Genomic DNA, 23,860 nt, shown 5'->3' with positions numbered 1-23,860 from the left:
CGGTGGCGATCGAGTCGGGTCGATCCGGTTGCCGGCGCATCGTCTCTCCTGTCAGTCAGGTAACTGACTTAGTCCTATCAGCGGGAGACGGTGCCTGTCCATATACTCAGCCAGGTGACTGACTCAACCGAGGGAGACGCGGCGCCGAAGTCCCCGCGCGGCGCCGACAAACGGGCCCGGCTCGTCGCCGCCGCCCGCCGGACCCTGCATGAACAAGGGATCGAGCGGACCACACTGGCGCACGTCGCGGCCGCGGCGGACATCCCGGTCGGCAACGTCTACTACTACTTCAAGACGAAGGACGAGCTCCTCGCCGCCGTCATCGAGAACTACGACGGCGACTACCCGATGCTGCGGGAGATCATGGGACGGCACCGGACGCCCAAGGCACGGCTGAAGGCGCTGGTCCGAACCTGGTCGGCGGCCAAGGAGCGGATCGCCGCCCACGGCTGCCCAATCGGCTCGCTGTGCTCGGAGCTCGGGAAGCGGGAGGAGTACGACACGCTGTCTCGAGCCGCCGGCGACGTACTCGGTCAGCTCGTGACGATCGCCCAGGAGCAGTTCGCCCTGCTCGGCCGCCGGGACGCCCGCGATCTCGCGCTCACCCTGGTGGGGGCGTATGAGGGAGCTGCCTTGCTGGCCAACAGTCTGCGCGACCCCGGCGTACTGGCGGGCGAGGCCAAGCGATTGGAGCGCTGGATCGACTCGATCGCCTGATCCTGGCCGGCGCGGCGGGGACCACGAGCAGGCTCAGTGAAAGGCACGCGCAGCGCGCCCACGAGTAGCTGCACCCGGACGAGCGGTCCCACCAGCGCGGCCACTTCGGCAGCGGAGTTCCTAGTCACGGGGGGAACAGTGCGTTGACCACCACCACTGCGTCGTCTCAGTCGCAGGACAGGCCCATCCGGTCGGAGTAGGCCCGGACGTGCCGTCCCGGTCCTACCCGGTCGGTAAAGGTGAGCAGCACGTCGTATCCGCGCCCAGAGCTCCACGACCTGACCGTCCAGCCGGAAGCCGTGTACTCGTCCGCCAGCACGTCGACAGCGTCGAAGTGCGTTGCCGAGGCCGATTGCAACGTGCCGTCGGGGTTCTGGCTGTCGGCGTCCCAGACGACAGCGCGCCGAATCGTCCGACTGTTCGCCTCTGAGCGGGGCGGCGCCGGTAGTCGTGTACGGAACGTAGCCAGACTTCGGGTTGTCCGAGGGCGTTCGTCTTGGCTGACGGGGGCGAAGAGTCCGCAAGCTACGGGGATGCCCGCCCAGGCGGGTGGCTCTCGCGCCCATCGCCGCCGACCCGAGTCGGGTCTGTTGCGTAGGCCGAGACCGGGCGCGGCCGTCGGGGCTGGCTGAGGAGGCTGGACGGGTGCGTCGACCTCGAGCCGTCCGTCCCGCTGTCGAGCGGTCGGCGTTTGCCGGGTTTCGATTTCCGCCGGAGGTGATCACCCTCGCGGTCCGCTGGTACCTCCGTTACAGCCTCTCCTACCGGGACATCGAGGAACTGCTGGCCGAGCGCGGTATCGAAGTCGATCACGTCACCGTGTACCGGTGGGTGCAGCGGTTCACCCCGCTGTTCGCCGACACCGCCCGCTCGCTGCGGCATGTATCCGGGGACCGGTGGTTCGTCGACGAGACCTATGTCAAGGTCGCCGGCCGCTGGCGGTACCTGTACCGGGCGGTGGACCAGTACGGGCAGGTCATCGACGTGCTGCTGTCTGAGCAGCGAGACACCGCCGCCGCCCGCCGATTCTTCACCTGCGCTCTTCGCCACGGACCGGCGCCGGTCGAGGTGACGACCGATAAGGCCAGGCCGTATCTGCGAGTCATCAACGACCTGGTCCCGGCTGCTGCGCACGTCACGGAGCAGTACGGCAACAACCGGGTCGAATCCGATCATGCTCGGTTGAAGGCTCGGCTGCGGCCGATGCGGGGGCTCAAACAGTTCCGGTCGGCGACCGGATTGCCGCCGGCCACGCGTTCCTGCAGAACCTCTGCCGCGGCCACTACGAGATCGCCACCGACGTCTCACCACCGCTTCGACTGGCAACGGCGTTCGCCGAGCTCGCCCTCATCATGTGACCAGCGCTTCGGTCGAGACTCGACGCGTCCCGTCACGCTGGATGCAACAGACCCGGTCAGCGGGCTCCCGGCCGGAGACCGGTCAGTGGGCGGAGTCGTCCCGCGCCCGGTGGTACTGGCGGTCAATGCGGGCCAGCGTGTCGGCGGTGATCCCCGCGGCCGGCGCCGGTGGGTACGCGGCGAGGATCGCGTTGACGACCCGCTGCAGCCAGGGGTCGGCGGTCAGGTCGCCCCGGACCGGGCGCTGGGTGAAGTCCGCGCCGCCCGCGGGCCCGGCGCCGAAGGTCATCTGCACGACTCCGCCGGCGACCGCGGCGCTCGGCGCGCCGCCCTGCTGCAGCGCGTGGGTCAGCGGGCCGCTCTGGCCGTGCAACGTCGACAGGGCCTGCACGATCTGGTTGGCCCGGGTCGCGTCGGCCGGGTCGAGCAGCGGGGCCGCGGCGGCCGGCCGCATCCCGTCGGCCAGGTCGGTGATCTGCTGGGAGGTCTGGCCGGTCCGGATGCAGCGGACCATCTCCTCCAGCATGTTCTCGGCGTGGATGCGGGCGTGGGTGATCAGCATCTGCGCCCGGCCCAGCTGTGCGCCGGCTGCCGGGGCGAGCTGGGCACCCGGTCCGGCGGCGACGGCCACCGCGTTCGGGTTGCCGGCGGCGACCGCCCCCGGCGCGGTGCCGGCGTGGAAGGCGTTGGTGGTGAAGTCGTAGTGCGGCGCGTTGTACAACCGGGTGGCGCCGAGCATCCCGATGAAGGCCGGCCCGCCGTACGCCATGTCGATGATCGCGTTGCTCACCCCGTGTGCCGACTCGTGCACGATGGTCCGGCCCAGCTGCGGCGCGGTCCGGTTGGCCAGGTCGGCGATCGGCAGCGTGAGACGCTGGGTGCGGCCGTTGGTGGTCGCCCCGCGGTTGAACTGGGTCAGCCAGGCGCTGACGTACACGTCCCGGGTCTGGTTCTGCCAGCGGCCGACGACCTGCCGCATGGCCTGGAAGTTGGCCAGCGCCGCGGCCCGCTGGACGTTGCCGAACACCGCGTCGAGGTAGGCGTCGCGGTTGCCGGCGCCGAGGAATGCGGCGATGAGCAGGTCGGCCTGGGTGAGCGCGGCGTCGATCGCCAGGCGCTGGGCCGGGGAGGGCACGGCGGCGTTCGCGGGGAAGGCGGGGAGCCCGGGGAGCGGACCGGTCACGGGAGTTCCTCCGTACGTCGGTGGACGGTCTCTCTGATGAGTGGCAGCCCGGCGTCCAGATATATCAATGCGTCGACGATGAAGGAACGGTCATGCGGGTGAAGTCGGCCAGATCTGGCGGCAGCTGATCGGGACCTGCCTGTTCCCGGGTAGCGCTCCGCCACAGTCTTGCGCGGGCGGTGTCCGACAATTCGAGCACATCGGCGATCAGTCGTAGGGTCTCCGCCCGGGGAGTGACGCTGTCACCTCCAGGTTGCGGACGGTGCGGGGACTGACGCTGGCCCGGGCGGCCAGTTCCTTCTGAGTCAGCCCGGCGCGCCGTCGATGTCCGCGCAGCTGGCCTCCGACCGAATCATCCGGAACTGAGGCCATGCTCCATTCGTATCGGCAACTGACCTCCCAGTCGTCTCAGTAACTGGCCCCGCCATCGTCCGGGAAAGATAGACAGTCGGCCGTTGAGTGTCAGGCGAGGCCGGCTTGGTGGGCGAGGATCGCGGCCTGGACACGGTTGGCCACGCCGAGCTTGCCGAGGATGGTGCTGAGGTGGGTCTTCACCGTCCCCTCGGCCAAGTGGAGACGGCCGGCAATCTGCGCGTTGGACAGACCTGCGCCGACGAGCGCCAGCACGTCTCGCTCGCGGGGCGTGAGCGCGGCGACCTCGTCCCGCGCAGCCAGCCGGTCGCGCAGGTCCCGCCCTCGCAGCGAGGTGAGGATCTGGCGGGCCACTACCGGGGCCAGCACGGTTCCGCCGGCGACAGCCGCTTTGACCGCGCCGATCAGCTCGTACGGGTCGGCGGACTTCAGCACGAACCCGGCCACACCGGCGTCCAGCGCCCGGGCCACATACCGGTCCTCGTGGAACGTAGTGACGATGACGACCGGGACGTCGGGGTGGCGGGTCCGGATCGTCTCGGCGGCGGTCAGCCCGTCCATGTCCGGCATCCGGATGTCCAGCAGCACGAGGTCCGGGCGGGACCGCGCGAGCGCGTCGAGCACGGCCCTGCCGTCGGCGGCCTCGGCCACCACCTCGATGCCTGCGTCGGACTCCAGGATGGTGCGCAGCCCGGCCCGGACCATCGGCTGGTCGTCGGCCAGCATCACGCGGATCACCGGCGGTCCCGCCCAGGGTTGGTCAGCCGGGTGAGGAGCCCGTCGTCGAAACAGACCTCGTAGGTGTCGTAGGCCAGCGGGTAGTTGCCGTCGCTGTAGTAGCGGCAACCCGGCTCGGCGGCGCGGAACCGGATGTGGGCCTGCCGGCGCGGCAGCAGGCGGGTCGCCGCCTCCTCGGTCATCCCCACGTGCAGCTGGCGGTAGCGGTCGGGCTCGATCGTGGTCTCGTGCGCGGCCCAGGCGTAGAAGCCCGTGGTCAGCAGGACGAGCAGACCCAGCGGCGCGACGAGGGTCGTCACCAGCGCCGTGCGGGCCCGCCGCCGGTGCTGGCGGTAGTCGCGGTCGAGGGCGTCGGGCGGCGGGTCGAGCCGGCGGTCGACGTCAGCCGGGATGCGGGCGACCAGACGGAACTCGCCGTCTGCCGACCCGGTGGTGAGCGTGCCGCCCACCGTGGCCAGCTGCGTCGCCAATGCGGCCAGCCCGGTGCCAGTGCGGTCCACTGTGGATTCCGGATCCTCGCTGAGCGGATTTCGGACCTCGAGCCGGTGGGTCCCGAAGACGACGGTCACCGGCAGGCCGGGTGCGTGTCGGGCCGCGTTGGACAGCGCCTCGGTGAGCAGCCGGGAGGTGAAGTCGTCCGCCGGCGGGTCGCCCGTCACGTTGATCCGCATCCCGGCGACCCGGACCCGGTCCAGCACCGCGGCTGCGCCGGGCTCGGCCCGCAGCAGGTCCACCAGGCGGCGCACGGTCGCCGTCGCGTCCGCGGCGCCGGCGCGGATCGCGGCGGCATGCTCGAGGGTCGCCGGCTCGGCCGTGGTGACCTGGATCCCGGCCGCGCGCAGCGACAGCAGGGCCAGGTCATGGCCGAGCGTGTCATGCAGTTCGGCGGCGATCCGGGCGCGCTCGCGCAGGCCGGCGTCCCGGGCGTAGTCCCAGCCGCGCAGCGCGAGCTCGTATCGCAACCGTCGGTGGACCCCGGCGAGCAGCGCGAAGACTGCGATGACGAGCACGCCCTGCTCCGCGAGCCAGGGACCGATGGCGTGCCACCGCACCAGGGCGATCGCGGTGACGGCTTCGGCCGCGCACAGCACCGCGATCGCCGGGCGGTGCCGGCCGCGCCGGCCGACCAGGTAGCTGCCGAGGACGACGACCGTCGACAGGGTGAACACCCACCACTGGTCCGAGGGGTCCATGGCGGGAGCCTAAGTGTCCCGGCGGCCGACGAGGACGTACGCGGCGACCTGCGCGGCCGCCACCCACACCGCCAGCACGACCGCGTCGGCGCCACCAACTGGGGTGGCGGGCTCGCCGCCACCCGGCACCTGCTTGAGCTCGGGCACCGGCGGATCGCGGTGATCGGCGGGCCGAGGGGCCTGCTGTGCAGCCGGGCCCGCATCGACGGCTATCGGGCCGCCCTCGAGTCGGCCGGCGTCCCGTACGACGCCGGGCTGGTCCGCGACGGCACCTTCCACCACGCCGGCGGGTACGAGGCGGCCACCGCCCTGCTGGCCTGGCCCGACCCGCCGACCGCCGTCTTCGCCGGCAGCGACGAGCAGGCCTTCGGCGTCCTCGAGGCCGCCCGGGTGGCCGGTCTCTCGGTGCCCCGCGACCTGTCCGTGGTCGGCTTCGACGACCTGCCGATCAGCCGGTGGGCCACGCCGCCGCTGACCACCGTCCGTCAGCCGCTGGCCGACATGGGCCGCGTCGGCGCGCAGATGCTGCAGACCCTCATCGAGGGCCGCGAGCTCGACGCCGGCCATGTCGAGCTGGCCACGCGGCTGGTCGTCCGGGCGTCCACGGCCGAGCCACGCCGGATCGGCTGACGACCCGCAGCCTCAGCGTCGGGCTACAGGACCACCCGCGCCGGGACGAGCCGGATCTCCGGCGGGCCGTCGATCCGGGCCGGGCTGGCCGGCGCTTGACGCGGATCGCGGCGGACGTGATCGCAGTGGAAGAACCAGCTACCGGCCGGGTCCGGCTGCGGCCGCATGGGCTCCGGCGCTCCGGGTACTCCGTGAGTCGGGCGTCGAACCACCGGCGCGGCTCTCCCTGCGGAGGACGACGATGACCGACGATGCGATCGACCAGCGGGCCGGTCGAGTGCGGGTGGCCCGCAGCCGGGGCGCGCTCAGCGGGCTTCTCCTCCTGCTGCTCGGGTTGTGGGCCGCCCTGGTGCCGTTCGTGGGGCCGTACGCGAACTACTCGTACACGCCCGACTCGACCTGGACCTGGACCGCCGGACGGTTCTGGCTCGAGGTGCTGCCGGGTGCGGCCGCGGCCCTCGGCGGCCTGTTCCTGCTGGTCACGGCCAACCGCCTGGTCGCGCTCTTCGGCGCCGGGCTGGCCGCCGCGGCCGGGGCATGGCTCGTCGTCGGACCGGTGCTCGGGCAGCTCTGGGGCGGCCCGGAGGGCTCGGCCGGCACCCCGGTCGGCGGGAAGACCGCCCGGGTCGTCGAGCAGATCGGCTTCTTCTCCGGAGTGGGGGCGGCGATCCTCCTGCTCGGCGCGCTGGCAGCCGGGCGACTCGGGGTGCGCAGCCTCCGGGACGTCCGGGCGGCGCAGCGGCACGACCAGGCGGCGGCGGGCGGTGCGGCCGCGGAGCCCGGACACCCCCGGGACCGGGTGCACCAGCCGGAGGAGGCGGCGGAACGGACGGACGACGACGGCGCCACGGCCGCCGGGGTCCATGGACTCGGCCGGCCGAAGCGGCGCCGGCCGACCGACCGGGACGTCGCCGGATGAAGGACGGGACCGCGCCCGGCGGCAATCATGCGCACTTGAACCGACGGCCCGAGCCCGAGCCCCCGAGGCCTGCCGTCCTTGGCCTGGCCTCCCCGTGCCGTGCCGTGCCGCAGGATCGCAGTCCTGCGCTCCAGCGCGACCAGCGTCCATAGGAGGATTCCTCGCTCGGACGGCGCCGGTCGGAGCCGTTTGTTAGCAAGCGTTCAGTTCGTTCGGCCCCTGGGTATTTGTCCGTTGGTAGATAGGCTTCTCTCCGTAGCGGGCAGAGCACCGAGTCCCGCGGATCACGAGGAGGTAGGCATGGCTGAGGATCGCCGCGTCCGGCGACCGATCTCCCCGACGACGCCCTGATGCGGGAGCCAGACCCGCAACGACACGTTCCTGCACGGCTCGGACGACACATTGGCTCGGCACACCCGGCGGTATGACCGAGCTCGAGACCGAATACCTTCGCCGGCGGCCGCAGCGCGATGTCGAACCGGAACTGCCCCGTGCCGGAGCGCGAAGCCGCTGACAGACCCTAGACGGTCGGCGCGGCTCTCCGATGGAGGCGGCCGTGGAGCGGGTTGTCTTCGGGCTTCGGTGACACGGTGCGGGCGCGCCACGTCCAATCACCTGCCCGACCTGGAATCGGGCGTTCACGGCGCCTGTGGCTGGAACGCCGCGTTGGGCGCGCTCGGCGCCACGGCATGTGTTCGGGCCGGCCCGGCGTCGGCTCAACTGCACGGCCTACGGTTGCTCGGACGCCACTGATCTAAGAGCACCGGGACAACTGGATCGTCCGCCGGCTCACTGGCCGGCGGCGACGGACGGAGGCGAACCGGCATGACGTCGGAGGTAGTGGTGATCACCGGAGCCAGTGGCGGGATCGGGCGGGCCACCGCGCGCCTGTACGGGAGGCGCGGCGCGAAGGTGGCGCTGCTGGCCCGCGGCGAGGACGGACTGCGGGGAGCGGCCGAGGACGTCGAGACCGCCGGCGGCACCGCCCTGCCGATCTCCGTCGACGTCGCCGACCACGCCCGGGTCGACCAGGTCGCGAGCCGCGTCGAGGACGAGCTCGGCCCGATCGACGTGTGGATCAACGATGCGTTCACCTCGGTCTTCGCGCCCTTCGCCGAGATAGAGCCGGAGGAGTTCGCCCGCGTCACCGAGGTCAGCTACCTCGGCTTCGTCTACGGAACCAAGGCCGCGCTGAAGCGGATGCTGCCGCGCGACCGGGGCACGATCGTGCAGGTCGGATCGACCTTGGCGTACCGCGGGATCCCGCTGCAGACCGCCTACTGCGGCGCGAAGCACGCCATCCAGGGGTTTCACGAGGCTCTGCGCTGCGAGCTCCTGCACGACCACAGCAACGTGCACGTGACCATGGTCCAGATGCCGGCGGTGAACACCCCACAGTTCGACTGGGTCCTGTCCCGGTTGCCCAGGCACGCGCAGCCCGTCCCGCCGATCTACCAGCCCGGGGTCGCCGCGCGGGCCGTCGTGCACGCTGCCGACCATCCTCGCCGCCGCGAGTACTGGGTCGGCGCGTCCACGGCGGCCACCCTCGCCGCCAACGCGATCGCACCCGGCCTGCTCGACCGGTATCTGGCCCGGTCCGGCTACTCCTCCCAGCAGACCGGCCAGCGGCGCGACCCCGATCAGCCCGCCAACCTGTGGCACGCGGCCGACAGCGGGAGCGGCCACGACTTCGGCGCCCACGGCGACTTCGACGACCGTTCCCACCCGCGCAGCGCCCAGGCGTGGGCTTCGCAGCATCACGGCCTGCTCGGGGCGGCCGCCGCCTCCGCCGCCGGGCTCGGCGCAGTCCTCGGCGCCCGTCGCCGGCGCGGCTGAAGTCACGTCAACGCCGGACCTGCCTCGCCGGACCCGTTGTCAGTACGTCCGGCCCGCGCGTCACTGCTGTACCGATGAGAGCGCCGCACCGCCCGAAGCGATTGTCAGCCGTATCGCCTTCGGTGCAGGCTCGCCTATAGGGCATCCTGGCCGGGCACCGCGGCGTGGGTGGCCGAGAAGGGCCTGTTCTGCTCGAAGGAGCGTTGCCCTCCTCGCCGGTCCACAGTAATCGGCAGGCGAGGAGGGCGGCGTGGGCCGCGTCTCATCGGAGTAGACCCGCACAGGCTGTCAGCAACGATCGAGGTCCTCGACCAGCGGGAGAATGTCCTCGGCGGCGGCCGGTGTCAGCGGGCGGCAGTCCTCGGTCGCGTGGTCAGCACCTCCACCCACTGGTGCCTGGCCTCGGCCGCTCCGTCGAGCCACTGCACGGGCTCGTGCTGCCACGCGCACGGCACCTCACCCACCGTGACATCGGATCCTGCAGCTCGGGAGACTTCCTCCAACCACCACAGGGAAATCTGCTCCAGATGGCCGTGCGTGCGTAACGACGTGGTGAGGTCACAGAGCTGCCGCCGAGCCTCGATCAGACCCGTGATGTCGCCTGCGACGGCGAAGGCCAGGGCCTCCACCATGAGTGGATGCACGCAGTCCGATCGATAACCCGCTCTCCGCATGAGTTCGATGCTCTCGGCCGTCCGCCGAAGAACGCCGGGCAGCGGAACGGATCCGACCTCCGCCAGCGCGGGCCAGAGATCGCGCGATGCCGATGGTGCTGCCCATCCGCTCATTCGCCTCCAGGGCCGCCGCGGCCAGCGCGGCGCCACGCTCCGGCTCCGTCCAGGACACGCTCCAGGAAACGTACTCACGCAGGAGTGCCTCCATCACCGGGGAGGTTGCCGCTTCAGCGACCGTGGTGGTGATCCAGAATTCGCGCTGGGCTCCGGGAAATCTGCCGTTGGCAAGCAGGACGAAAGCCGCCATCGAGTGTGCGCCCCGGCTTACGGCCGGGTCGGCCTGGTCGCCGCTGGTCCACTCGAGCACGGCGGGGAACCGGCCGGCTCGCTCGTCGAGAACGGCGAACCAGTATCCGAGCCGCTCGGCGGGGAACCCGGACCGGGCCAGATCGTCCAGCGCGGTGCGTGCTTCGTCGTTCCGGTCGAGCCTCACGAGTATCTGCGCTCGCTCCAACGAGAGCCACCGGGTGGCTCCCGGGCTTACCTGCGCTGACCCGATCGCACGGTCGAGAAGCTGGACTGCCGTTTCCAGACTCCCGCCCTCACGCTGGTACACCGCACGACAGCCGAGGATCGCAGGCGCTGCCCGAGAACCGGCGGCTACCGTCATGGACTCCAGCTTGGTGAGCACTTGCCATTGACCGAGGCCGTTCACGACCTTGCCGACGTCCAAAAGACCGGGCAGACCGGCAGCTCACACACGGCCGCACCACGCTCACCCCGACCCCAGATCAACAAGACTCGGCAGCAATTCGGTTCGGTGCATCCGGGCTTACGGGGCTGGCCCGGAAGGCGTCCCGGTGCCGGGCCTGGGATCTCGGCGCCGCGCCGCGCTGGACCGGGCCGCCGCCCATGGCTTCGCCGGCGTCACGGTGGCCTGCGAGCCGACCGGGCATCGGTGGCGGGCCTTCCTCGGCGTCCCGGCGGTTTCGACCACGAGCGCTGCACCGGGTCGAGTCAACGGACGAGCTGGACGTCAGCGCGCGCCTGGAGAAGGACCCCTGAGCTCAGTCGGGGGCTGCGTGTCGGCTTATCGAGCCGTGGCGCCCCGGCTCCCCGACGGGATATGACGGCGGCGGTAGACGTGGGATCGTGTCGTCTCACGGGCTGACGGGAGTCGGTTGACATGCAGTGTCTCGCTGCGACCGGAGACTACCTGCGGGCTTTGTCGAGGCAGGATCGCGGTGCTGCCATCGATGTGGCCACGCGGGCGGCGGACGCCCCGGTCCCGGTGGCGGACGTCATCGAGCAGATGCTCGCGCCGGCCCAGGTGGAGATCGGCCTCCGCGCCCAGCGCGCCGACTGGACGATCGCCGATGAGCACGCGGCGACCGCCATCACCGAGATCGTGCTCAGCGTCCTCGCGCTGCGCCAGCCCGCCCCGGTCCCGCGCCCAGCGCCCATCTGCGTGACCACTCCGTCCGGCGAGTGGCATGGCATGGCCGCCCGGATGGTCGCCGAGGGCTTGCGGGCCCGTGGCTGGGACGCCATCTTCCTGGGCACCGACCTCCCGGACGACCACCTCGGGCGGTTCCTGCACCGCGTACGGCCGGCGGCTCTGCTGCTCAGCTGCACGACGGCGGCCGCGCTTCCCCAGCTCGCCCGCTCCCTCGAGGTGGCCGTCGACGCCGGCGTCCCGACGCTCGTCGGAGGGGCCGCATGCGGCACGGACGAACGCCGGGCCCGCGCCGTCGGGGCGAACGCGTGGGCGCGGGACACCGCGACGGCGCATGCGTTGCTCTGCAGGTGGATCGACGAGGGCGTCGCTCCCTCTCCCGCACAGCGCGCGGGCATCCCGGCGGACTATCTGGATCTCATCAGCCGGCGCAGCTCGCTGGTCGACCGGCTCGCGGTTCCGTCAGAGGGATCGATGGCACCGGCCGCGGCCGCCACCCGGCCACGCCCGTCGATCCGACAGGTCAGCGCTCAACTGGTGGACGTCCTCGCGGCGAGCCTCTTCGTGGACGACCCACGACTGTTCCAGGAGCACGTCAACTGGCTGGTCGACATGCTGGACGCTCGCGGTACATCACCGGATGCGACACGCGCCCTGCTCGACTTCCTGCAGGCCGCCTTGATCGACATCCCGCGCGCGGAACGGTTCACCGCGATCAGCAAGAAGTCGCGAAGCGCGTGACCACAGCGCCCCAGCCGGCTCAGAAGCCGACGCCAACCGAGCGCGCCGGCCAGGAGCGCCCCAGCCCGCTTCTGGCGCCGAGGGGCCCGCGTTGCAGGAGGCACCCGCCAGCTCGCCGGAGGTGATCACGGTCGCGGTCCGCTGGTCGCTGCGCTACGGCCTTCCCTGGGATTCGAAGGTGACCCCGTGGGCGATCGCGGCCGCTCGGGATCGTCCCGATACCAGCTGCCACCGCACTTGTAGGTCATCGCCATCATGAGCCCGGCGAGATCCGGCCTTTCCGGGCGCGTCATGCCGCCTCTACGGCAGGAGCGCGTCGGTGTTGGTGTTTCTCCACTCCAGAAGCAGGAGCGTGGCGTCGTCGGTGAGCTGGCCCTCCTGGTGGTCGAGCAAGGCGTGGACGACGCGCCGCATGGTTTCCGGGGCGGGAAGGCCGGCGGCGAAGTTTCGCCGGAGCAGGTCCACCAATGCCTGCTCGCCGAAGAAGACACCGGTCGGGGAGCGGGCTTCGGTCACTCCGTCGGTGTAGAACAGAACCCGGTCATCGGGTTGGAGCTGCTCCCGGCCAACGGTGATGGTGGTGTCAGGTCGCCCCGTGACGGCCAGGCCAAGTGGCAGCGTGGGGCGGCTGTGCAGAGATCTGACCAGCCTGCCGTTCCGCAGCAGCAGCGGTTCGGGATGCCCGGCGTTGATCCAGCTCAGCATGCCGGTGTCGGTGTCGAGTTCCGCCAGCACGGCGGTGGCGAAGGCGGTGCCGCCGAACGCCTCGATCAGCGCGTCGTGGATGAGCGTGGCGGTGTCGGTCAATGACCTGTCGGCGCGCCGACCGTTGCGGTACGCCGCGACGGCCAACGCCGCGAGCTGGGCGCTGCGCAAGCCATGCCCCATGCCATCGAAGACGGCGACCCGCGTCCAGCCCGGGTCCACGGCGTAGTCGACGGTGTCCCCCGCGACCTGATAGGCCGGCTCCAGAGCGGCGGCGATGGTGACCTCGTCGCAGGCGAAGGTCAGCGGTGGCAGCAGTGACCATTGCATCTCCGCGGCCAGGCCCATTTCCGACTGCCGGCGCAGCCGCACCATGGTGTCCCCGTACACCATCTTGGTCATGATCAGTTCGGTGACCAGTGCCGCGAAGCGGCGCAGCCGGACGCCGATCAGGCCGGTGGCGATCTTCGGTTCCACCGCGGCGTTCACCGTCACGCCGAGCACGCCGAGCCGCTCGATGCCGTCCAGCAGCGGAAGCCACACCCGCAGACGGCCGTCGGGGGCGCCCTGCGTCAACACCTCGACGTGCTGGAAAGCCCGTCCTGGAAGTGTGGCGTCGACGCTGAGCGTCTCCACCTGCCGTCCGACACCGGGGCCGCGCGGATCGAGGAACGGAACCAGAACCCGCTGCTGCAGATCGACGAGATACACCGTCGCGTCGTCCGCGCCCAGCGTCGCCGCGTGCCGCGCGACCAACCCCGGGAGCTGGTACGGCGCGGCCAGATGCGCGTCCGCCAGCAGCGCGTCGACAGCACGCTCCGCATCACTGATCCCCTGCCGGGCATCGCTCCCCCCGGAACAGTACGAGAAACTCCGCTCTTGATGCGGGTGAGTCCGGGCCGGGACAACCTTGGTGACTGGATCCTTGCCTCGGCCGGAACAGGCATGGACGGTCCTCAGTCGGAGTGTCCGACGTCGGCGCCCCGCCCGGCGGTCCCGCGACACCTGCCGAGCCGCAGCAGGGGCGCTTGTGCACGCATTCGGGTCCTGACCGACCGGGACGGCTGTGCTCGGCGCGAGCACACGACGGCGCCGTCGTGTGCAACGAATGGGAATGGGTAGCCACACTGCGTGCATACGGACGACGTCGTTGCCGAGCGCTTCCGCCCGGATCCGCAAACGGTCTCTGCTACCCGCCGTTTCATACGGCGAGCGCTCCGGGAAATCGAGGCCGGGCCGGCCGGCGGCGACGTCGTGTACATACGGATCATGGCCGCGAACGAGCTGGCGGCCAACGCGGTGTTGCACGCTCGAACCGAATTCACTGTCCGCGTGCTCATTGACCCGCACCGGATCGTGTCGAGGTCAGCGACGGCAACACCCGCATGCCGCAGCCCTGCCTGGCTCCCGCCGACGCGACGTCCGGCCGCGGCCTGGCGATTGTGGACGGCAGCGGCCTGCAGTGGGGTGTGGAACGCCACGCCCGCGGCAAGACCGTCTGGATTGAGTCGTGACCGCTGGACGCTCCACCTGCCCCAGAGCCGGTCGCGGGTAGGCCCTCATATCGGCCATAAGCGTGCATGGACGGCGGCCGTTGCGAACGCTTCGCAAACGTGTTAGGTCCTGCGGCCGGGAAGGAATCCACCCTCGGCAACGGGCACGGTGATGGTGGCTGGACGAAGTCGGTGCCGTCGCGGTGAACACCGCCGACCTCGCCCGGCTCCGCGCCCAAACCGGCTCTCGCCCGGTCGGCCCACCACCGGGCGCCGAGTGCTGCCGGACGACCCACCCCACCGGATTCAACACGCCGGCCGCCGCGTCACCCTGCGCCTCGACGGCCGGACCCAGCCGATTTGGACGGCCGTCGGGACGCGGCCGCGCCGGCGGCGGGGCCGGTCAGCCCGACCGGGCGGGATGGGCGCGATGTCGGTCGCCAGCGCTATGGTCCCGAACCTGCGAAGGGAGTCGAGATGAGCGGCGTACGGGTGCTGGTGGGCACACGCAAGGGCGCGTTCGTATTAACGGCGGACGCCGAACGGGAGCGTTGGGACGTCAGCGGGCCTCTCTTCCCGGGCTGGGAGATCTACCACGTCGCCGGCTCCCCGGCCGACCCGGGCCGGCTCTACGCATCGCAGTCGTCGGGCTGGTTCGGCCAGCTCATCCAGCGCTCGGACGACGGCGGCACGACGTGGGAGCAGGTGGGTAGCCGGTTCGAGTACGACGGCGTCCCCGGCACGCACCAGTGGTACGACGGGACGCCACATCCGTGGGAATTCGCGCGCGTCTGGCATCTTGAACCGTCGCGGACCGATCCGGATACGGTCTACGCCGGCGTCGAGGACGCGGCCTTGTTCCGCTCGGTGGACGGCGGGCACGAGTGGCAGGAACTGCCCGGGCTGCGCGGCCACGGCTCGGGACCGGCGTGGCAGCCCGGCGCCGGCGGGATGTGCCTGCACACGATCGTGCTGGACCCAGTCGACCCGCAGCGGATCTTTGTCGCGATCTCCGCGGCCGGCGCGTTCCGAACCGACGACGGCGGCGTGACCTGGCGGCCGATCAACCGCGGCCTGCGTTCCGACGGCATCCCGGACCCCGACGCGGAGGTCGGCCACTGCGTGCACCGGATCGCGATACACCCGTCCCGTCCGGAGGTCCTGTTCATGCAGAAGCACTGGGACGTCATGCGCAGCGACGACGCCGGCGAGTCATGGCACGAGATCAGCGGCGACCTGCCCAGCGACTTCGGGTTTCCGATCGCGGTCCATCCGCACGAGCCCGACACGGTATACGTCGTCCCCATCAAGAGCGACTCGCAGCACTTCCCGCCGGATGGCAGGCTCCGGGTCTACCGCAGCCGCACGGGCGGCAACGAGTGGGAGCCGCTCACCCAGGGCCTGCCGCAGAGCAACTGCTACGTGAACGTGCTGCGCGACGCGATGGCCGTCGACTCGCTGGACCGGTGCGGGGTGTATTTCGGCACGACCGGCGGCCAGGTCTACGCGTCGGCCGACGATGGGGACAGCTGGGCACCGATCGTGCGGGACCTCCCGGCCGTGCTGTCGGTCGAAGTCCAGACCCTGCCATGACCGCACCGGACACGACGGCCGTCCGGGTTCGCCTGCCGGCCCACCTGCGGACCGTGGCCCGCATCGACGGCGAGCTGGAGATCCGGGTCCAAGGCCGGCCGACCCAGCGGACCGTCTTGGACGAGCTGGAGGCCCGGTACCCGAAGCTGCGCGGCACGATCCGGGACTCCGTCACCAAGAAGCGTCGGCCCTTCATCCGGGTCTTCGCCTGCGAGGAAGACCTGTCCCACGAGTCTCCCGACACCCCGCTGCCGGACGCGGTCAGCACCGGAGCCGAGCCCTTGCTGATCGTCGGAGCCATGGCCGGCGGCTAGCGGCCCCGAACTTCGCGCCATAATTCGGGACGAAGAGGCCGCAGGTTCAAATCCTGTCACCCCGACCAGCAAGACCCAGCAGGTCAGAGCCCCCATCGCGGGGCTCTTCTCATTTCTGGCGACCATCGCTCGTCCTCGTCAGTCAACGCCGAGTCAACAGCCCGGTCCGGCGGGAGGTCAGCGACCGCGGTGCCGGCCTGCTCTACCGCGACGACCCCTTCTTCGTCACCATCCTTGCGGCCCACACGTCAGGACCCACCCGGCTGATCATCTCGACCGGTGCCCTGCGCGGCGTAGACCCGACCCGAGCCTGGGATGCGCTGTCCGCTGCCAACGCCTTCGACCGCACCCGAGCTCAAAGCCGAATGGCGGTTACGGAAAGCCCTGGCCGCGGCCTGACCATCACCCTGCATCTGACGATGGGTCCAGCGGTTCTGACCAACGTGCCCCCGTTCGCCCGGGGTCTGCTGACCGAGTTCACCGGCGAGGCGTCGATCGCCCGCAAGTTCCTGTCCGACCACGGCGTAACCGGCGACCCATTCCGCTTGAACACCGAGACTGATCTCGCCGACCTCCTCGACACCATCGATGACCGCACCGAACCCCTGCTCGACTTCGACGAGATCATGCGCTGGAGACAGCCATGGCCACCATCTGGGACGACCCGCAGGTTCAGGCCATATTCGACATCGACGCCGGGCACCCCGCCCTGCGCCTGCACGACCTCGACGACGCCGACCGTGCACTCGTCGAGCGGTACGCCGCTGCGGACAACCACGCGTCACATTGTGGGTCGGACCTGACCTAAGCTGGACAGCTTCCACGAATCGGCGCGCCCGGCCACGACGGTGCGGCGAACGGATAAGGAGCTCGCCAGCCAGCCGATCGGCCTCTGCCTCGACCTCCGGCCCGGCAGCGCGGCAGCCGTCAAGGTTCACCAGGACCTCGGTGAACTCGTGCTCCCACAGGAGTTGGGCAATCTCGTGTGCGACGCCCGCGCGGCGCTGCGTCTCGGTGTGCGACTCGTTCTCGACGATGGACATGCCGCGGCCGAGAGGGACCAGCGCGCTGAGAAGACACCCTGACGATCCTCGGCGAAGCGGGCGAATTCTCAGGTGGACAGGCAGCGATCTGGCCGCGGTCCGCGACGTCGAGCGGCACGGCCGGATGTTGGCTCCCCTGCGCCCGAGCAACGTGCCGGAGGTCGTGGCTTGCCGTGCGGATCGACACCGGAGAGCTGTACAGGCCGTAGCGCCGGGCGCCCAGCGCAACTTGGCCGGCGCCGCCAATGGCCCCGATCCCACTGGTCCGGGCCGGAAGTCGATCTGGGAGAGCAGATTCGCGATCCCGATGTTCTTGCAGTACTGCGCCATGGAGACGGAGGCGAGGTAATCCTCGTTGTCATGATCGTCGAGGACCGGTACGTCCTGCGCCAGGCGAACCAGGTTCGCTTCGGGCGCGCCGGGGTCCGGGACAAGGACGGTGGGGCGAGGGCGGGCAAATCCACTGCGGCTGGCTGGCGTCAGGACCCGAAGTCGGCCGCCAGCTCGGCCAGCCTGGCCCGATGGCCGATCGGATCGTCGTCCCTTGCCGGCACGGTGCGCAGCACCGCGCCGGGGACTGCTGCCGCCCATTGCTCGGCCAGCGCGAGCGGGTGCAGGGGGTCCCGGGGCGCCCCGACGACCAGGGTGGGCACCGTGACACCGGCCAGCTCCCGGTATGACCGGAACGGCGCCGACCACGGCATCCGGGCCAGCCGGACGCTGCGCCGGGCCGCGTCGGCAGCGTCGAACTGGGCCAGCAGGCTGGCCGCCGCGGTCGGCGAGCGGGCCGCCACCTCCGTGTACGTGCCGGTCCGGGCGAACCGGCCCCGGCCGGCGGCGCCGTACCGGCGCAGGCAGTCGGCGACCGCGAGCAGCGGCCGCAGATTCGGGGGCGGCACGGTCTCGCCCCAGGCCGGCCGGATCAGCAGCAACGACCGGACCACGGCCGGCTCCCGCAACGCGAGCGCCGCCGCGACACCGGCGCCCATGGACACCCCGACAACCGCGGCCGGCCCGAAATGCAGCCGGCGCAGCAGCGCGGCCACGTCCGCGGCCATGCCGGGGAAGGTGAGGTCGGCCGGGTCGCCGACCAGGCCGGTGCAGCCGTGCCCGCGCAGGTCCGGCGCCAACCGGTCGGCCCGGCCGTCTGTCCCGGCCACCGGCCACAGCTGGCCGGCGTCGCCGCCGAGCCCGTGCAACATCAGGACCGGCGACCGCCCTCCTGACCCGCGCTCCCACCGGTACGCCGCCGCGGCCGCGAACTCCTCCGCCGACCCGCCCGCCCCGCCGGCCGGATCGGTCGAGTCCGAGGGATCGCCAGGCTCGGCCCGCCAGGTCACCCGGGCCGCCACGGGTGGCGGGTCAGGCCGGCGGCGAGGAAATCCCTGACCCGACGCGCGTCGGCCTCGGTGACGTCCTGCACCACCACCGGCACCGCGACCGGCAGCCCGGCCCGCAGCGCCAGGACAAGCTCGTAGTCCAGCAACCCCTCCCCCACCGCCGCGTAGCCGCCCGGGGTGACGTCCTTGGCGTGCAGGCAGACCACCGAGCCGGCCAGCGTCTCCGCCGCCGTGGTGAGGATCTTCCGCTGGTCGGCGGCCTGCTCGGGCGTGACCAGGTTGGCCGGGTCGAGCACGATGCCGACCAGCCCGGCGTCCGGGCCCAGCTCGGCCAGCAGCCGGACGGCGCGGGCGGCGTCGGCGATCACGTTCGCCCCCTCCGGCTCCACCCCGAGCCGGATGCCGGCGGCGGATGCGGCGGCCAGCAGCACGTCGAGGGTGGCCCGCAGGTCCCGCCAGGCGGCCGGGGTGTCGTTGTCCGGGTGCCGGCGCCACATGTTCTCCGGGTCGCGGGTGCCGGTGCACAGGGTGGCGAACCCGGCGCCCAGCTCCGGCACCCGGGCCAGGAACCGGGCCGCCCGCGCGGTCAGCTCCCGCCGCCGGTCCGGGTCCGGGTCGATCGCGTTGTAGGTGACCGACACGCCCCATACCGACACCCCGCGGTCGGCGAAGGCGGCCGCAATCCCGGCCAGGTCGAGCCCGTCGGGGTCGGCCGGGACCGTCGGCAGCCCGACGCTGGACAGGTTGAGCTGCACGGTGTCGTAGCCGGCCGCGACGACGGCGTCGGCCACCGCACCAGCGCTGTCCCGGATGAAGCTGCGGGCGAAGACGCCGACCCGGTCCGTCACGGCCGGACCGGGTCGCCGCCGGCCGCGACGCTGGCCGCGGTAGCTTCGATCACCCGCAGCGCGGCCAGCCCGTCCCAGCCGTCCGGCTCGGCCGGCCGGCCGGTCCGGACCGCGTCGGCGAAGGCCTCCAGCTGCCGCTGGTACGGGTCCACCGCTCCCAGTTCGGGCGACCGCCACAGCTGCTCGTCCTCGGCGAATACTGCGACAGTGCTGGACCGCCGGTAGAACGGGAAGTACGACTCGATCCGCAGCTCGCCACCCGCGCCGTACAGGGTGACGTGCTCGGCGTAGTCGGAGTGGGTGTTGGCGGTGATCGCGACCGCGGCCAGCCCCCGCTCGGTGCCCAGGGTCACCTGCCAGTGCAGGTCCGGGCCGTGCTGAGCCAGTTGGGCCCGCACCTCGGTGACCTCGCCGAGGAAGAACCGGACCGCGTCGAAGACGTGCGCGCCGTGGGTGCGCAGCAGGTAGGCCGGCCGGTCCACCTTGAAGGTCGCCTCGGTGGCCCGGACCGTCTCGTCCACCACCATGGCCGGGAACAGGGTGGCCTCGGTGCTGGCCCGCAGCTTCGTCGGCAGCCGGTAGGCGAAGTCGGCCACCAGCAGCTCGCCCAGCTCCGGCACCCGGTCCCGGGCCCAGCGCAGCGCCGGGTCGTGCCGGCGCATCGCCCCGATCTGCAGGGTCCGACCGGCCTTGTCGGCCGCCTCGGCCAGCTGCAGGCCCTCCTCGGCGGTGGCCGCGGACGGCTTCTCCAGCAGCACGTGCCGGCCGGCGGCCAGCGCCGCCCCGCCCAGCAGCAGATGCAGCCGGTCCGGCACCGCGATGAGCACGGCGGCCAGGTCGGCGGCCAACAGCTCGGCGGTGTCGGTCAGCCCGGGTACGCCGTACCGGGCGCCGACGCCGCCCGACAGGGTCGGGCTCGGGTCGCTCACCGCGACCAGCTCGACCGCGAGGGACTTGGCGATAGCCGGCAGGTGCACCACCTGGGCGATGCGGCCGCAGCCGATGACGCCGATGCGGAGCGGCGCGGGGTCAGGCACGGAGCAGTCCTCTTCTCTTCCGGCCGGCGGCCAGCTCGGCTGCGCCGATCGCGCAGGCGTACGGGCCGAGGGTGCTGAGCGAGATCTCCGGCGGTGCGGCCACCGCGGCCAGCGGGCCGGGGCCGGCCAGGGCGGCGGTCACCGCGTCCCGCAGCGGCGGTCCGGCGCCTTCGGCGACGCTGCCGGCGAGCACCACCCGGGCCGGGTCGAGCACCGGCTGCAGGATGCGGACGGCAGCCGCCAGGGCGGCCGCGGCGGCACGCAGCGCCGCGGCCGCCCGGGGGTCACCCCGTCCGGCCGCGGCGACCGCCGCCCGCGCGTCCGGGGTACCGGCCGCGGCCGCCAGCCCCGGGCCGCTCGCGTAGAGCTCCAGGCAGTCCAGGCCGCCGCACACGCACGGCCGGCCGTCCCCCGGCACCGGCAGGTGCCCCAGCTCCCCGGCCAGCCCACCGTCCCCGGTCAGCACCGTCCCGCCCGGCAGCACCACCCCGCCGCCCACCCCGGTTCCCAGCGCCAGCACGACCACGGTCCCGGCGCCCGTACGACCGGCGGCCACTGCGTCGGCGGCGGCGCGGACGGCTTCGGCGACGGCGGCGGCGTTGCCGTCGTTCTCCATCACCACCGGGCAGTCGAGGGCGGCGGCGACCAGGTCGGGGAGCGGGACGTCGCGGAGGCCGAGGTTGGCCGCGTGCACGACCCGGCGGCGGTCGGCGGACAGCCAGCCGGCGACCGACAGCCCGACCGCGTCGACGGGGTCACCGCCCGCCACGGCGAGCGCGGCAGCGCGGATCGCGGCGACCACCCCGGCGGTGGTGGCCGTGTCCGGGCGCAGCCCGTGCTCCCGCCAGCTGCGGGCCGGACCGGTCAGCGCGGCGGCGGCGACCTTGCTGCCGCCGATGTCCACGCCGACCGCAACCACGAGACTCCTGACAGTTTTTTGTTTACAGACTGCATTGATGGTGTCATGGTGCCGAGGCGGCCCGCAAGCACCTCGACGAGGCGGTGGAGATGAAGCAGTTCGTGTCGCTCTGGTCGGCCGACCAGCTCGACCTGGGCCGGGCGGTCGACCTGGTGGACGATCTCGTCGACGGCTTTCACGTCGACGTCTTCGACGGCCACGACGTCGCCGAGCTGCTCTACGGCCCCGACCTGGTCGCCGCCCTGCGGCGCCGGACCGGGCGGACCGTGGACGTACACCTCAACGTCACCGACCCGGACTTCTGGGTGCCCCGGTTCGCCGCCGCCGGCGCCGACGTGATCACCGTCCAGTCCGCGCCCTGCCCGGACGTCGACGCCACCCTGGCCGGCATCCGGGACACCGGCTGCGCGGCCGGCCTCGGCCTGGAGCTGCACGAGCCGGTCCCCGTCGCCGCCGACCGGCTCGGCGCGCTGGACCGGGTGCTGGTGATGGGCACCGAGACCGGCGTGAAGGGCCGCGACCTCGATCCGGCCGCCCCGGAGCGGGTGACCGCGCTGACCGCCGCCCGGGCCGCCGCCGGCTGGACCGGCGACCTGGTGGTGGACGGCGGCATCCGCCGGCACACCGTCCCCCGGCTGGCGCGGGCCGGCGCCGACGGGGTGATCCCCGGCTCGCTCGTCTTCGCCGACCCCGACCCCCGCCGGGCCGCCGCCGCGATCAAGGAGCTGGGCGCCGACACCGACCTCGCGGACTTCTGGACTGCGGCGGTGGCCCGGTGAAGGCTGCGGTCGTCGCCGCGCCCGGCAGGCTGGCGATCACCGAGCTGCCCGACCCGGCCCCGCTGGACCACCAGGTGGTGGTACGGGTGCACACCTGCGGGATCTGCGGCACCGACCTGCACGTGCTGGACGGCGACTACGGCGTTGTTCGCTACCCGGTGATCCCCGGGCACGAGTTCACCGGCACCGTGGTCGCGGTCGGCCGGGCCGTCCGGGATCTCACGGTCGGCACCGCGGTCGCCGTCGACCCGATGGACTACTGCGACGCCTGCGACCGCTGCCGGGCCGGCTGGACCAACATGTGCCTGCGCGGCGGCGGCCTCGGCACCACCGCCCCCGGCGCGCTGGCCGAGTACGTCGCGGTGACCGGCGCCCGCTGCGAGCCGCTGCCCGACGGCCTCATCCCCGAGCTGGGCAGCCTGGTCGAGCCGCTGTCCTGCGTGCTGCACGGCCTGGACCGGCTCGGCCCGGTGCTCGGCGAGCCGGCTCTGGTGTTCGGGGCCGGCCCGATCGGGCTGCTCACCGCCGCGCTGCTGGACCGGGCCGGGGCCGAGGTGGACGTGGTGGACCGCAACCGGGACCGGCTGCCCACCGCGGCGGCGTTCGGGGCGCGGCGTACCGGCACCGCAGCGGCGGAGCTGGACCAGGGCGGCTGGGGCGTGCTGGTGGACGCGACCGGCAGCCCGCGGGCCATCGCCGACGCCTTCCGGTACGCCCGCCGCACCGCCCGGATCGGCCTGCTCGGGGTGAGCGGGCCGGGCGCGAGCTTCGAGTTCGAGCCGTTCGACATCGTGGCCCGGGAGCTGACCGTGGTCGGGGTCAATTCGGTTCGGCACAGCTTCGGCCGGGCCGCCAGGCTGCTGGCCGCCGGCCGGCTGCCGGTGCAGCTGCTGCACGGCGCCGCGTACCCGCTGGCCCGGACGGCGGACGCACTGGCCGCGGCCCGCCGCGGCGAGGGCTTGAAGACGAGGGTGGAGATCACATGAGGGCGATCGTGTACGACCGGCCGCGGCACTGGGAGCTGGCCGACGTGCCACTGCCGGAGCCGGGGCCCGGTCAGGTCCGGCTGCGGGTGCTGGCCAGCGGGGTTTGCGGCACCGACGTGCACCTGCACGCCGGCCAGTTCGGCCCGGTCTACCCGCTTACTCCGGGGCACGAGATCGTCGGCGTGGTGGACGCGCTGGGCGACGGGGTCACCGGCCGTACGGTCGGCGAGACGGTGGCGCTGGACAACATGGTGGCCTGCGGCGACTGCGCGCAGTGCCTGCGGGCCCGGCCGCAGTTCTGCGCCGGCATGCGGGCGCTCGGCGTGACCGACCCGGGCGGCTTCGGCGAGGCCGTGCTGGCCCCGGCCGGCAAGTGCCATCCGGCCGGCGACCTCAGCCTGGAGGCGGCCCTGTTGGCCGAGCCGACCGCCTGCGTGGTGCACGGGCTGGACGTCCTCGACCTCAAGGCCGGCAGCGACGTGCTGGTGCTCGGCACCGGGCCGACCGGGCTGCTGCTCACCCAGCTGCTGCGGGCGTCCGGCGCGGCGCGGGTCACCGTGGCCGGCCGCACCCCGGCGAAGCTGGAGCTGGCCGCCGCCCTCGGAGCGGACCGCATCCTGCCCATCGGCGGCGACCTGCGCACCCCGGACGGGTACGACGTGGTGGTCGACGCCACCGGCGCCCCCGAGGTGCTGGCGACCGGCCTCGGCCTGCTCGGCATCGGCGGCACCCTGTTCGTGTACGGCATGACCGCCGAGGACGCCACGCTGACCGTCAACCCGTACGACGTGTTCCGCCGCGAGCTGACCATCAAGGGCTCGTTCTCCCAGGGGCACAGCTTCGATCGGGCGATGGCGCTGCTGCGCACCGGCCGGGTCCGCCCGGACGGGATCATCACCCACTGGCTGGACCTGGACCGGTACGGCGAGGCGCTGGACCGGGTCGGCGACCCGGCCTGCGTCAAGGCCGTGGTCCGGGTCGCCTGA

23 protein-coding genes and 1 pseudogene are annotated in these 23,860 nt (G+C 72.5%); 12 read left to right on the top strand and 12 right to left on the bottom strand.

Going from position 1 to position 23,860, the window contains the following annotated elements:
• Positions 1–114: 114 nt before the first annotated feature.
• The gene (locus tag VGP36_19115; protein ID HEV7656827.1) at positions 115–717 is read left to right on the top strand and encodes a TetR/AcrR family transcriptional regulator; all 603 of its coding nucleotides are present in this window, start codon (positions 115–117) and stop codon (positions 715–717) included.
• Positions 718–883: 166 nt separating this feature from the next.
• On the opposite strand, the gene VGP36_19110 is transcribed toward VGP36_19115, so the two are convergent.
• Positions 884–1,036, bottom strand: a complete 153-nt coding sequence (locus VGP36_19110; GenBank protein HEV7656826.1) for a hypothetical protein — start codon at positions 1,034–1,036, stop codon at positions 884–886.
• A gap of 326 nt (positions 1,037–1,362) precedes the next feature.
• On the opposite strand from VGP36_19110, the pseudogene VGP36_19105 reads away from it, so the two are divergent.
• Positions 1,363–2,075 (top strand): annotated as a pseudogene (locus tag VGP36_19105) (IS6 family transposase).
• An 82-nt stretch (positions 2,076–2,157) separates the two neighbouring features.
• Here VGP36_19105 and VGP36_19100 read toward each other — a convergent pair.
• From VGP36_19100 to VGP36_19085, 4 genes are all read right to left on the bottom strand, one after another.
• Positions 2,158–3,258 (bottom strand): hypothetical protein, encoded by a 1,101-nt coding sequence (locus VGP36_19100; protein ID HEV7656825.1) that lies wholly within the window; start codon positions 3,256–3,258, stop codon positions 2,158–2,160.
• A gap of 462 nt (positions 3,259–3,720) precedes the next feature.
• The gene (locus tag VGP36_19095) at positions 3,721–4,368 is read right to left on the bottom strand and encodes a response regulator transcription factor (protein ID HEV7656824.1); all 648 of its coding nucleotides are present in this window, start codon (positions 4,366–4,368) and stop codon (positions 3,721–3,723) included.
• Positions 4,365–5,561 (bottom strand): histidine kinase, encoded by a 1,197-nt coding sequence (locus VGP36_19090; GenBank protein ID HEV7656823.1) that lies wholly within the window; start codon positions 5,559–5,561, stop codon positions 4,365–4,367. The genes VGP36_19095 and VGP36_19090 overlap by 4 nt, the downstream gene beginning before the upstream one ends.
• Before the next feature lie 9 nt (positions 5,562–5,570).
• Positions 5,571–5,708: a hypothetical protein gene (locus tag VGP36_19085; GenBank protein ID HEV7656822.1), complete on the bottom strand. Its 138-nt coding sequence runs from the start codon at positions 5,706–5,708 to the stop codon at positions 5,571–5,573.
• A 12-nt stretch (positions 5,709–5,720) separates the two neighbouring features.
• Between VGP36_19085 and VGP36_19080 the strand changes: the two genes are divergently transcribed.
• A complete protein-coding gene (locus VGP36_19080; protein ID HEV7656821.1) occupies positions 5,721–6,191 on the top strand; it encodes a substrate-binding domain-containing protein in 471 nt (156 codons plus the stop codon).
• Between the two features lie 23 nt (positions 6,192–6,214).
• On the opposite strand, the gene VGP36_19075 is transcribed toward VGP36_19080, so the two are convergent.
• Complete coding sequence (locus VGP36_19075) at positions 6,215–6,358, bottom strand: hypothetical protein (GenBank protein ID HEV7656820.1); 144 nt, start codon at positions 6,356–6,358, stop codon at positions 6,215–6,217.
• A gap of 74 nt (positions 6,359–6,432) precedes the next feature.
• Between VGP36_19075 and VGP36_19070 the strand changes: the two genes are divergently transcribed.
• On the top strand, positions 6,433–7,110 hold the full coding sequence (locus VGP36_19070; GenBank protein ID HEV7656819.1) for a hypothetical protein: 678 nt from the start codon (positions 6,433–6,435) through the stop codon (positions 7,108–7,110).
• An 825-nt stretch (positions 7,111–7,935) separates the two neighbouring features.
• Positions 7,936–8,946, top strand: a complete 1,011-nt coding sequence (locus VGP36_19065; GenBank protein ID HEV7656818.1) for an SDR family oxidoreductase — start codon at positions 7,936–7,938, stop codon at positions 8,944–8,946.
• A gap of 558 nt (positions 8,947–9,504) precedes the next feature.
• Here the strand turns inward: VGP36_19065 and VGP36_19060 are convergent.
• Entirely contained in the window at positions 9,505–10,353 is an 849-nt protein-coding gene (locus VGP36_19060; GenBank protein ID HEV7656817.1) for a hypothetical protein, read from the bottom strand.
• A gap of 453 nt (positions 10,354–10,806) precedes the next feature.
• On the opposite strand from VGP36_19060, the gene VGP36_19055 reads away from it, so the two are divergent.
• Complete coding sequence (locus VGP36_19055; protein HEV7656816.1) at positions 10,807–11,817, top strand: cobalamin-dependent protein; 1,011 nt, start codon at positions 10,807–10,809, stop codon at positions 11,815–11,817.
• 300 nt (positions 11,818–12,117) lie between these two features.
• Here the strand turns inward: VGP36_19055 and VGP36_19050 are convergent, their stop codons facing one another.
• A complete protein-coding gene (locus tag VGP36_19050; protein ID HEV7656815.1) occupies positions 12,118–13,278 on the bottom strand; it encodes a PP2C family protein-serine/threonine phosphatase in 1,161 nt (386 codons plus the stop codon).
• Positions 13,279–14,492: 1,214 nt separating this feature from the next.
• On the opposite strand from VGP36_19050, the gene VGP36_19045 reads away from it, so the two are divergent.
• The 3 genes from VGP36_19045 (at position 14,493) to VGP36_19035 (ending at position 16,725) form a co-directional block, all read left to right on the top strand.
• Positions 14,493–15,608 (top strand): exo-alpha-sialidase, encoded by a 1,116-nt coding sequence (locus VGP36_19045; protein ID HEV7656814.1) that lies wholly within the window; start codon positions 14,493–14,495, stop codon positions 15,606–15,608.
• Positions 15,605–15,922, top strand: coding sequence for a MoaD/ThiS family protein (locus tag VGP36_19040; GenBank protein HEV7656813.1), 318 nt, complete (start codon positions 15,605–15,607; stop codon positions 15,920–15,922). The genes VGP36_19045 and VGP36_19040 overlap by 4 nt, the downstream gene beginning before the upstream one ends.
• 365 nt (positions 15,923–16,287) lie before the next feature.
• The gene (locus VGP36_19035) at positions 16,288–16,725 is read left to right on the top strand and encodes a hypothetical protein (GenBank protein ID HEV7656812.1); all 438 of its coding nucleotides are present in this window, start codon (positions 16,288–16,290) and stop codon (positions 16,723–16,725) included.
• Between the two features lie 719 nt (positions 16,726–17,444).
• Here the strand turns inward: VGP36_19035 and VGP36_19030 are convergent.
• The 4 genes from VGP36_19030 to VGP36_19015 are packed head-to-tail and all read right to left on the bottom strand — an operon-like array spanning position 17,445 to position 21,109.
• A complete protein-coding gene (locus VGP36_19030; GenBank protein HEV7656811.1) occupies positions 17,445–18,317 on the bottom strand; it encodes an alpha/beta hydrolase in 873 nt (290 codons plus the stop codon).
• A complete protein-coding gene (locus VGP36_19025) occupies positions 18,302–19,153 on the bottom strand; it encodes a sugar phosphate isomerase/epimerase (GenBank protein HEV7656810.1) in 852 nt (283 codons plus the stop codon). The genes VGP36_19030 and VGP36_19025 overlap by 16 nt, the downstream gene beginning before the upstream one ends.
• On the bottom strand, positions 19,150–20,190 hold the full coding sequence (locus VGP36_19020) for a Gfo/Idh/MocA family oxidoreductase (GenBank protein ID HEV7656809.1): 1,041 nt from the start codon (positions 20,188–20,190) through the stop codon (positions 19,150–19,152). The genes VGP36_19025 and VGP36_19020 overlap by 4 nt, the downstream gene beginning before the upstream one ends.
• Complete coding sequence (locus VGP36_19015; GenBank protein ID HEV7656808.1) at positions 20,183–21,109, bottom strand: ROK family protein; 927 nt, start codon at positions 21,107–21,109, stop codon at positions 20,183–20,185. Before VGP36_19015 ends, VGP36_19020 begins: the two co-directional genes overlap by 8 nt.
• Positions 21,110–21,198: 89 nt before the next feature.
• On the opposite strand from VGP36_19015, the gene VGP36_19010 reads away from it, so the two are divergent.
• From VGP36_19010 to VGP36_19000, 3 genes are read left to right on the top strand one after another with little or no spacing between them, the layout of a single operon-like run.
• Positions 21,199–21,888, top strand: coding sequence for a ribulose-phosphate 3-epimerase (locus tag VGP36_19010; GenBank protein HEV7656807.1), 690 nt, complete (start codon positions 21,199–21,201; stop codon positions 21,886–21,888).
• Positions 21,885–22,874: an alcohol dehydrogenase catalytic domain-containing protein gene (locus VGP36_19005; GenBank protein ID HEV7656806.1), complete on the top strand. Its 990-nt coding sequence runs from the start codon at positions 21,885–21,887 to the stop codon at positions 22,872–22,874. The genes VGP36_19010 and VGP36_19005 overlap by 4 nt, the downstream gene beginning before the upstream one ends.
• The gene (locus tag VGP36_19000; GenBank protein ID HEV7656805.1) at positions 22,871–23,860 is read left to right on the top strand and encodes a zinc-dependent alcohol dehydrogenase family protein; all 990 of its coding nucleotides are present in this window, start codon (positions 22,871–22,873) and stop codon (positions 23,858–23,860) included. The genes VGP36_19005 and VGP36_19000 overlap by 4 nt, the downstream gene beginning before the upstream one ends.

The organism is Mycobacteriales bacterium (assembly GCA_035995165.1).
Taxonomy (GTDB): Bacteria; Actinomycetota; Actinomycetes; order Mycobacteriales; family CADCTP01; genus CADCTP01.
This window is presented reverse-complemented; position numbering and strand designations above follow the sequence as displayed.

What these genes read in the sequence shown, in the direction of transcription:
- VGP36_19000 (HEV7656805.1), top strand. Translation starts at nt 22,871, where the DNA reads ATGAGGGCGATCGTGTACGACCGGCCGCGGCACTGGGAGCTGGCCGAC.
- VGP36_19055 (HEV7656816.1), top strand. Translation starts at nt 10,807, where the DNA reads ATGCAGTGTCTCGCTGCGACCGGAGACTACCTGCGGGCTTTGTCGAGG.
- VGP36_19010 (HEV7656807.1), top strand. Translation starts at nt 21,199, where the DNA reads ATGAAGCAGTTCGTGTCGCTCTGGTCGGCCGACCAGCTCGACCTGGGC.
- VGP36_19045 (HEV7656814.1), top strand. Translation starts at nt 14,493, where the DNA reads ATGAGCGGCGTACGGGTGCTGGTGGGCACACGCAAGGGCGCGTTCGTA.
- VGP36_19040 (HEV7656813.1), top strand. Translation starts at nt 15,605, where the DNA reads ATGACCGCACCGGACACGACGGCCGTCCGGGTTCGCCTGCCGGCCCAC.
- VGP36_19070 (HEV7656819.1), top strand. Translation starts at nt 6,433, where the DNA reads ATGACCGACGATGCGATCGACCAGCGGGCCGGTCGAGTGCGGGTGGCC.
- VGP36_19075 (HEV7656820.1), bottom strand. Translation starts at nt 6,358, where the DNA reads ATGCGGCCGCAGCCGGACCCGGCCGGTAGCTGGTTCTTCCACTGCGAT.
- VGP36_19090 (HEV7656823.1), bottom strand. Translation starts at nt 5,561, where the DNA reads ATGGACCCCTCGGACCAGTGGTGGGTGTTCACCCTGTCGACGGTCGTC.
- VGP36_19065 (HEV7656818.1), top strand. Translation starts at nt 7,936, where the DNA reads ATGACGTCGGAGGTAGTGGTGATCACCGGAGCCAGTGGCGGGATCGGG.
- VGP36_19035 (HEV7656812.1), top strand. Translation starts at nt 16,288, where the DNA reads ATGGCGGTTACGGAAAGCCCTGGCCGCGGCCTGACCATCACCCTGCAT.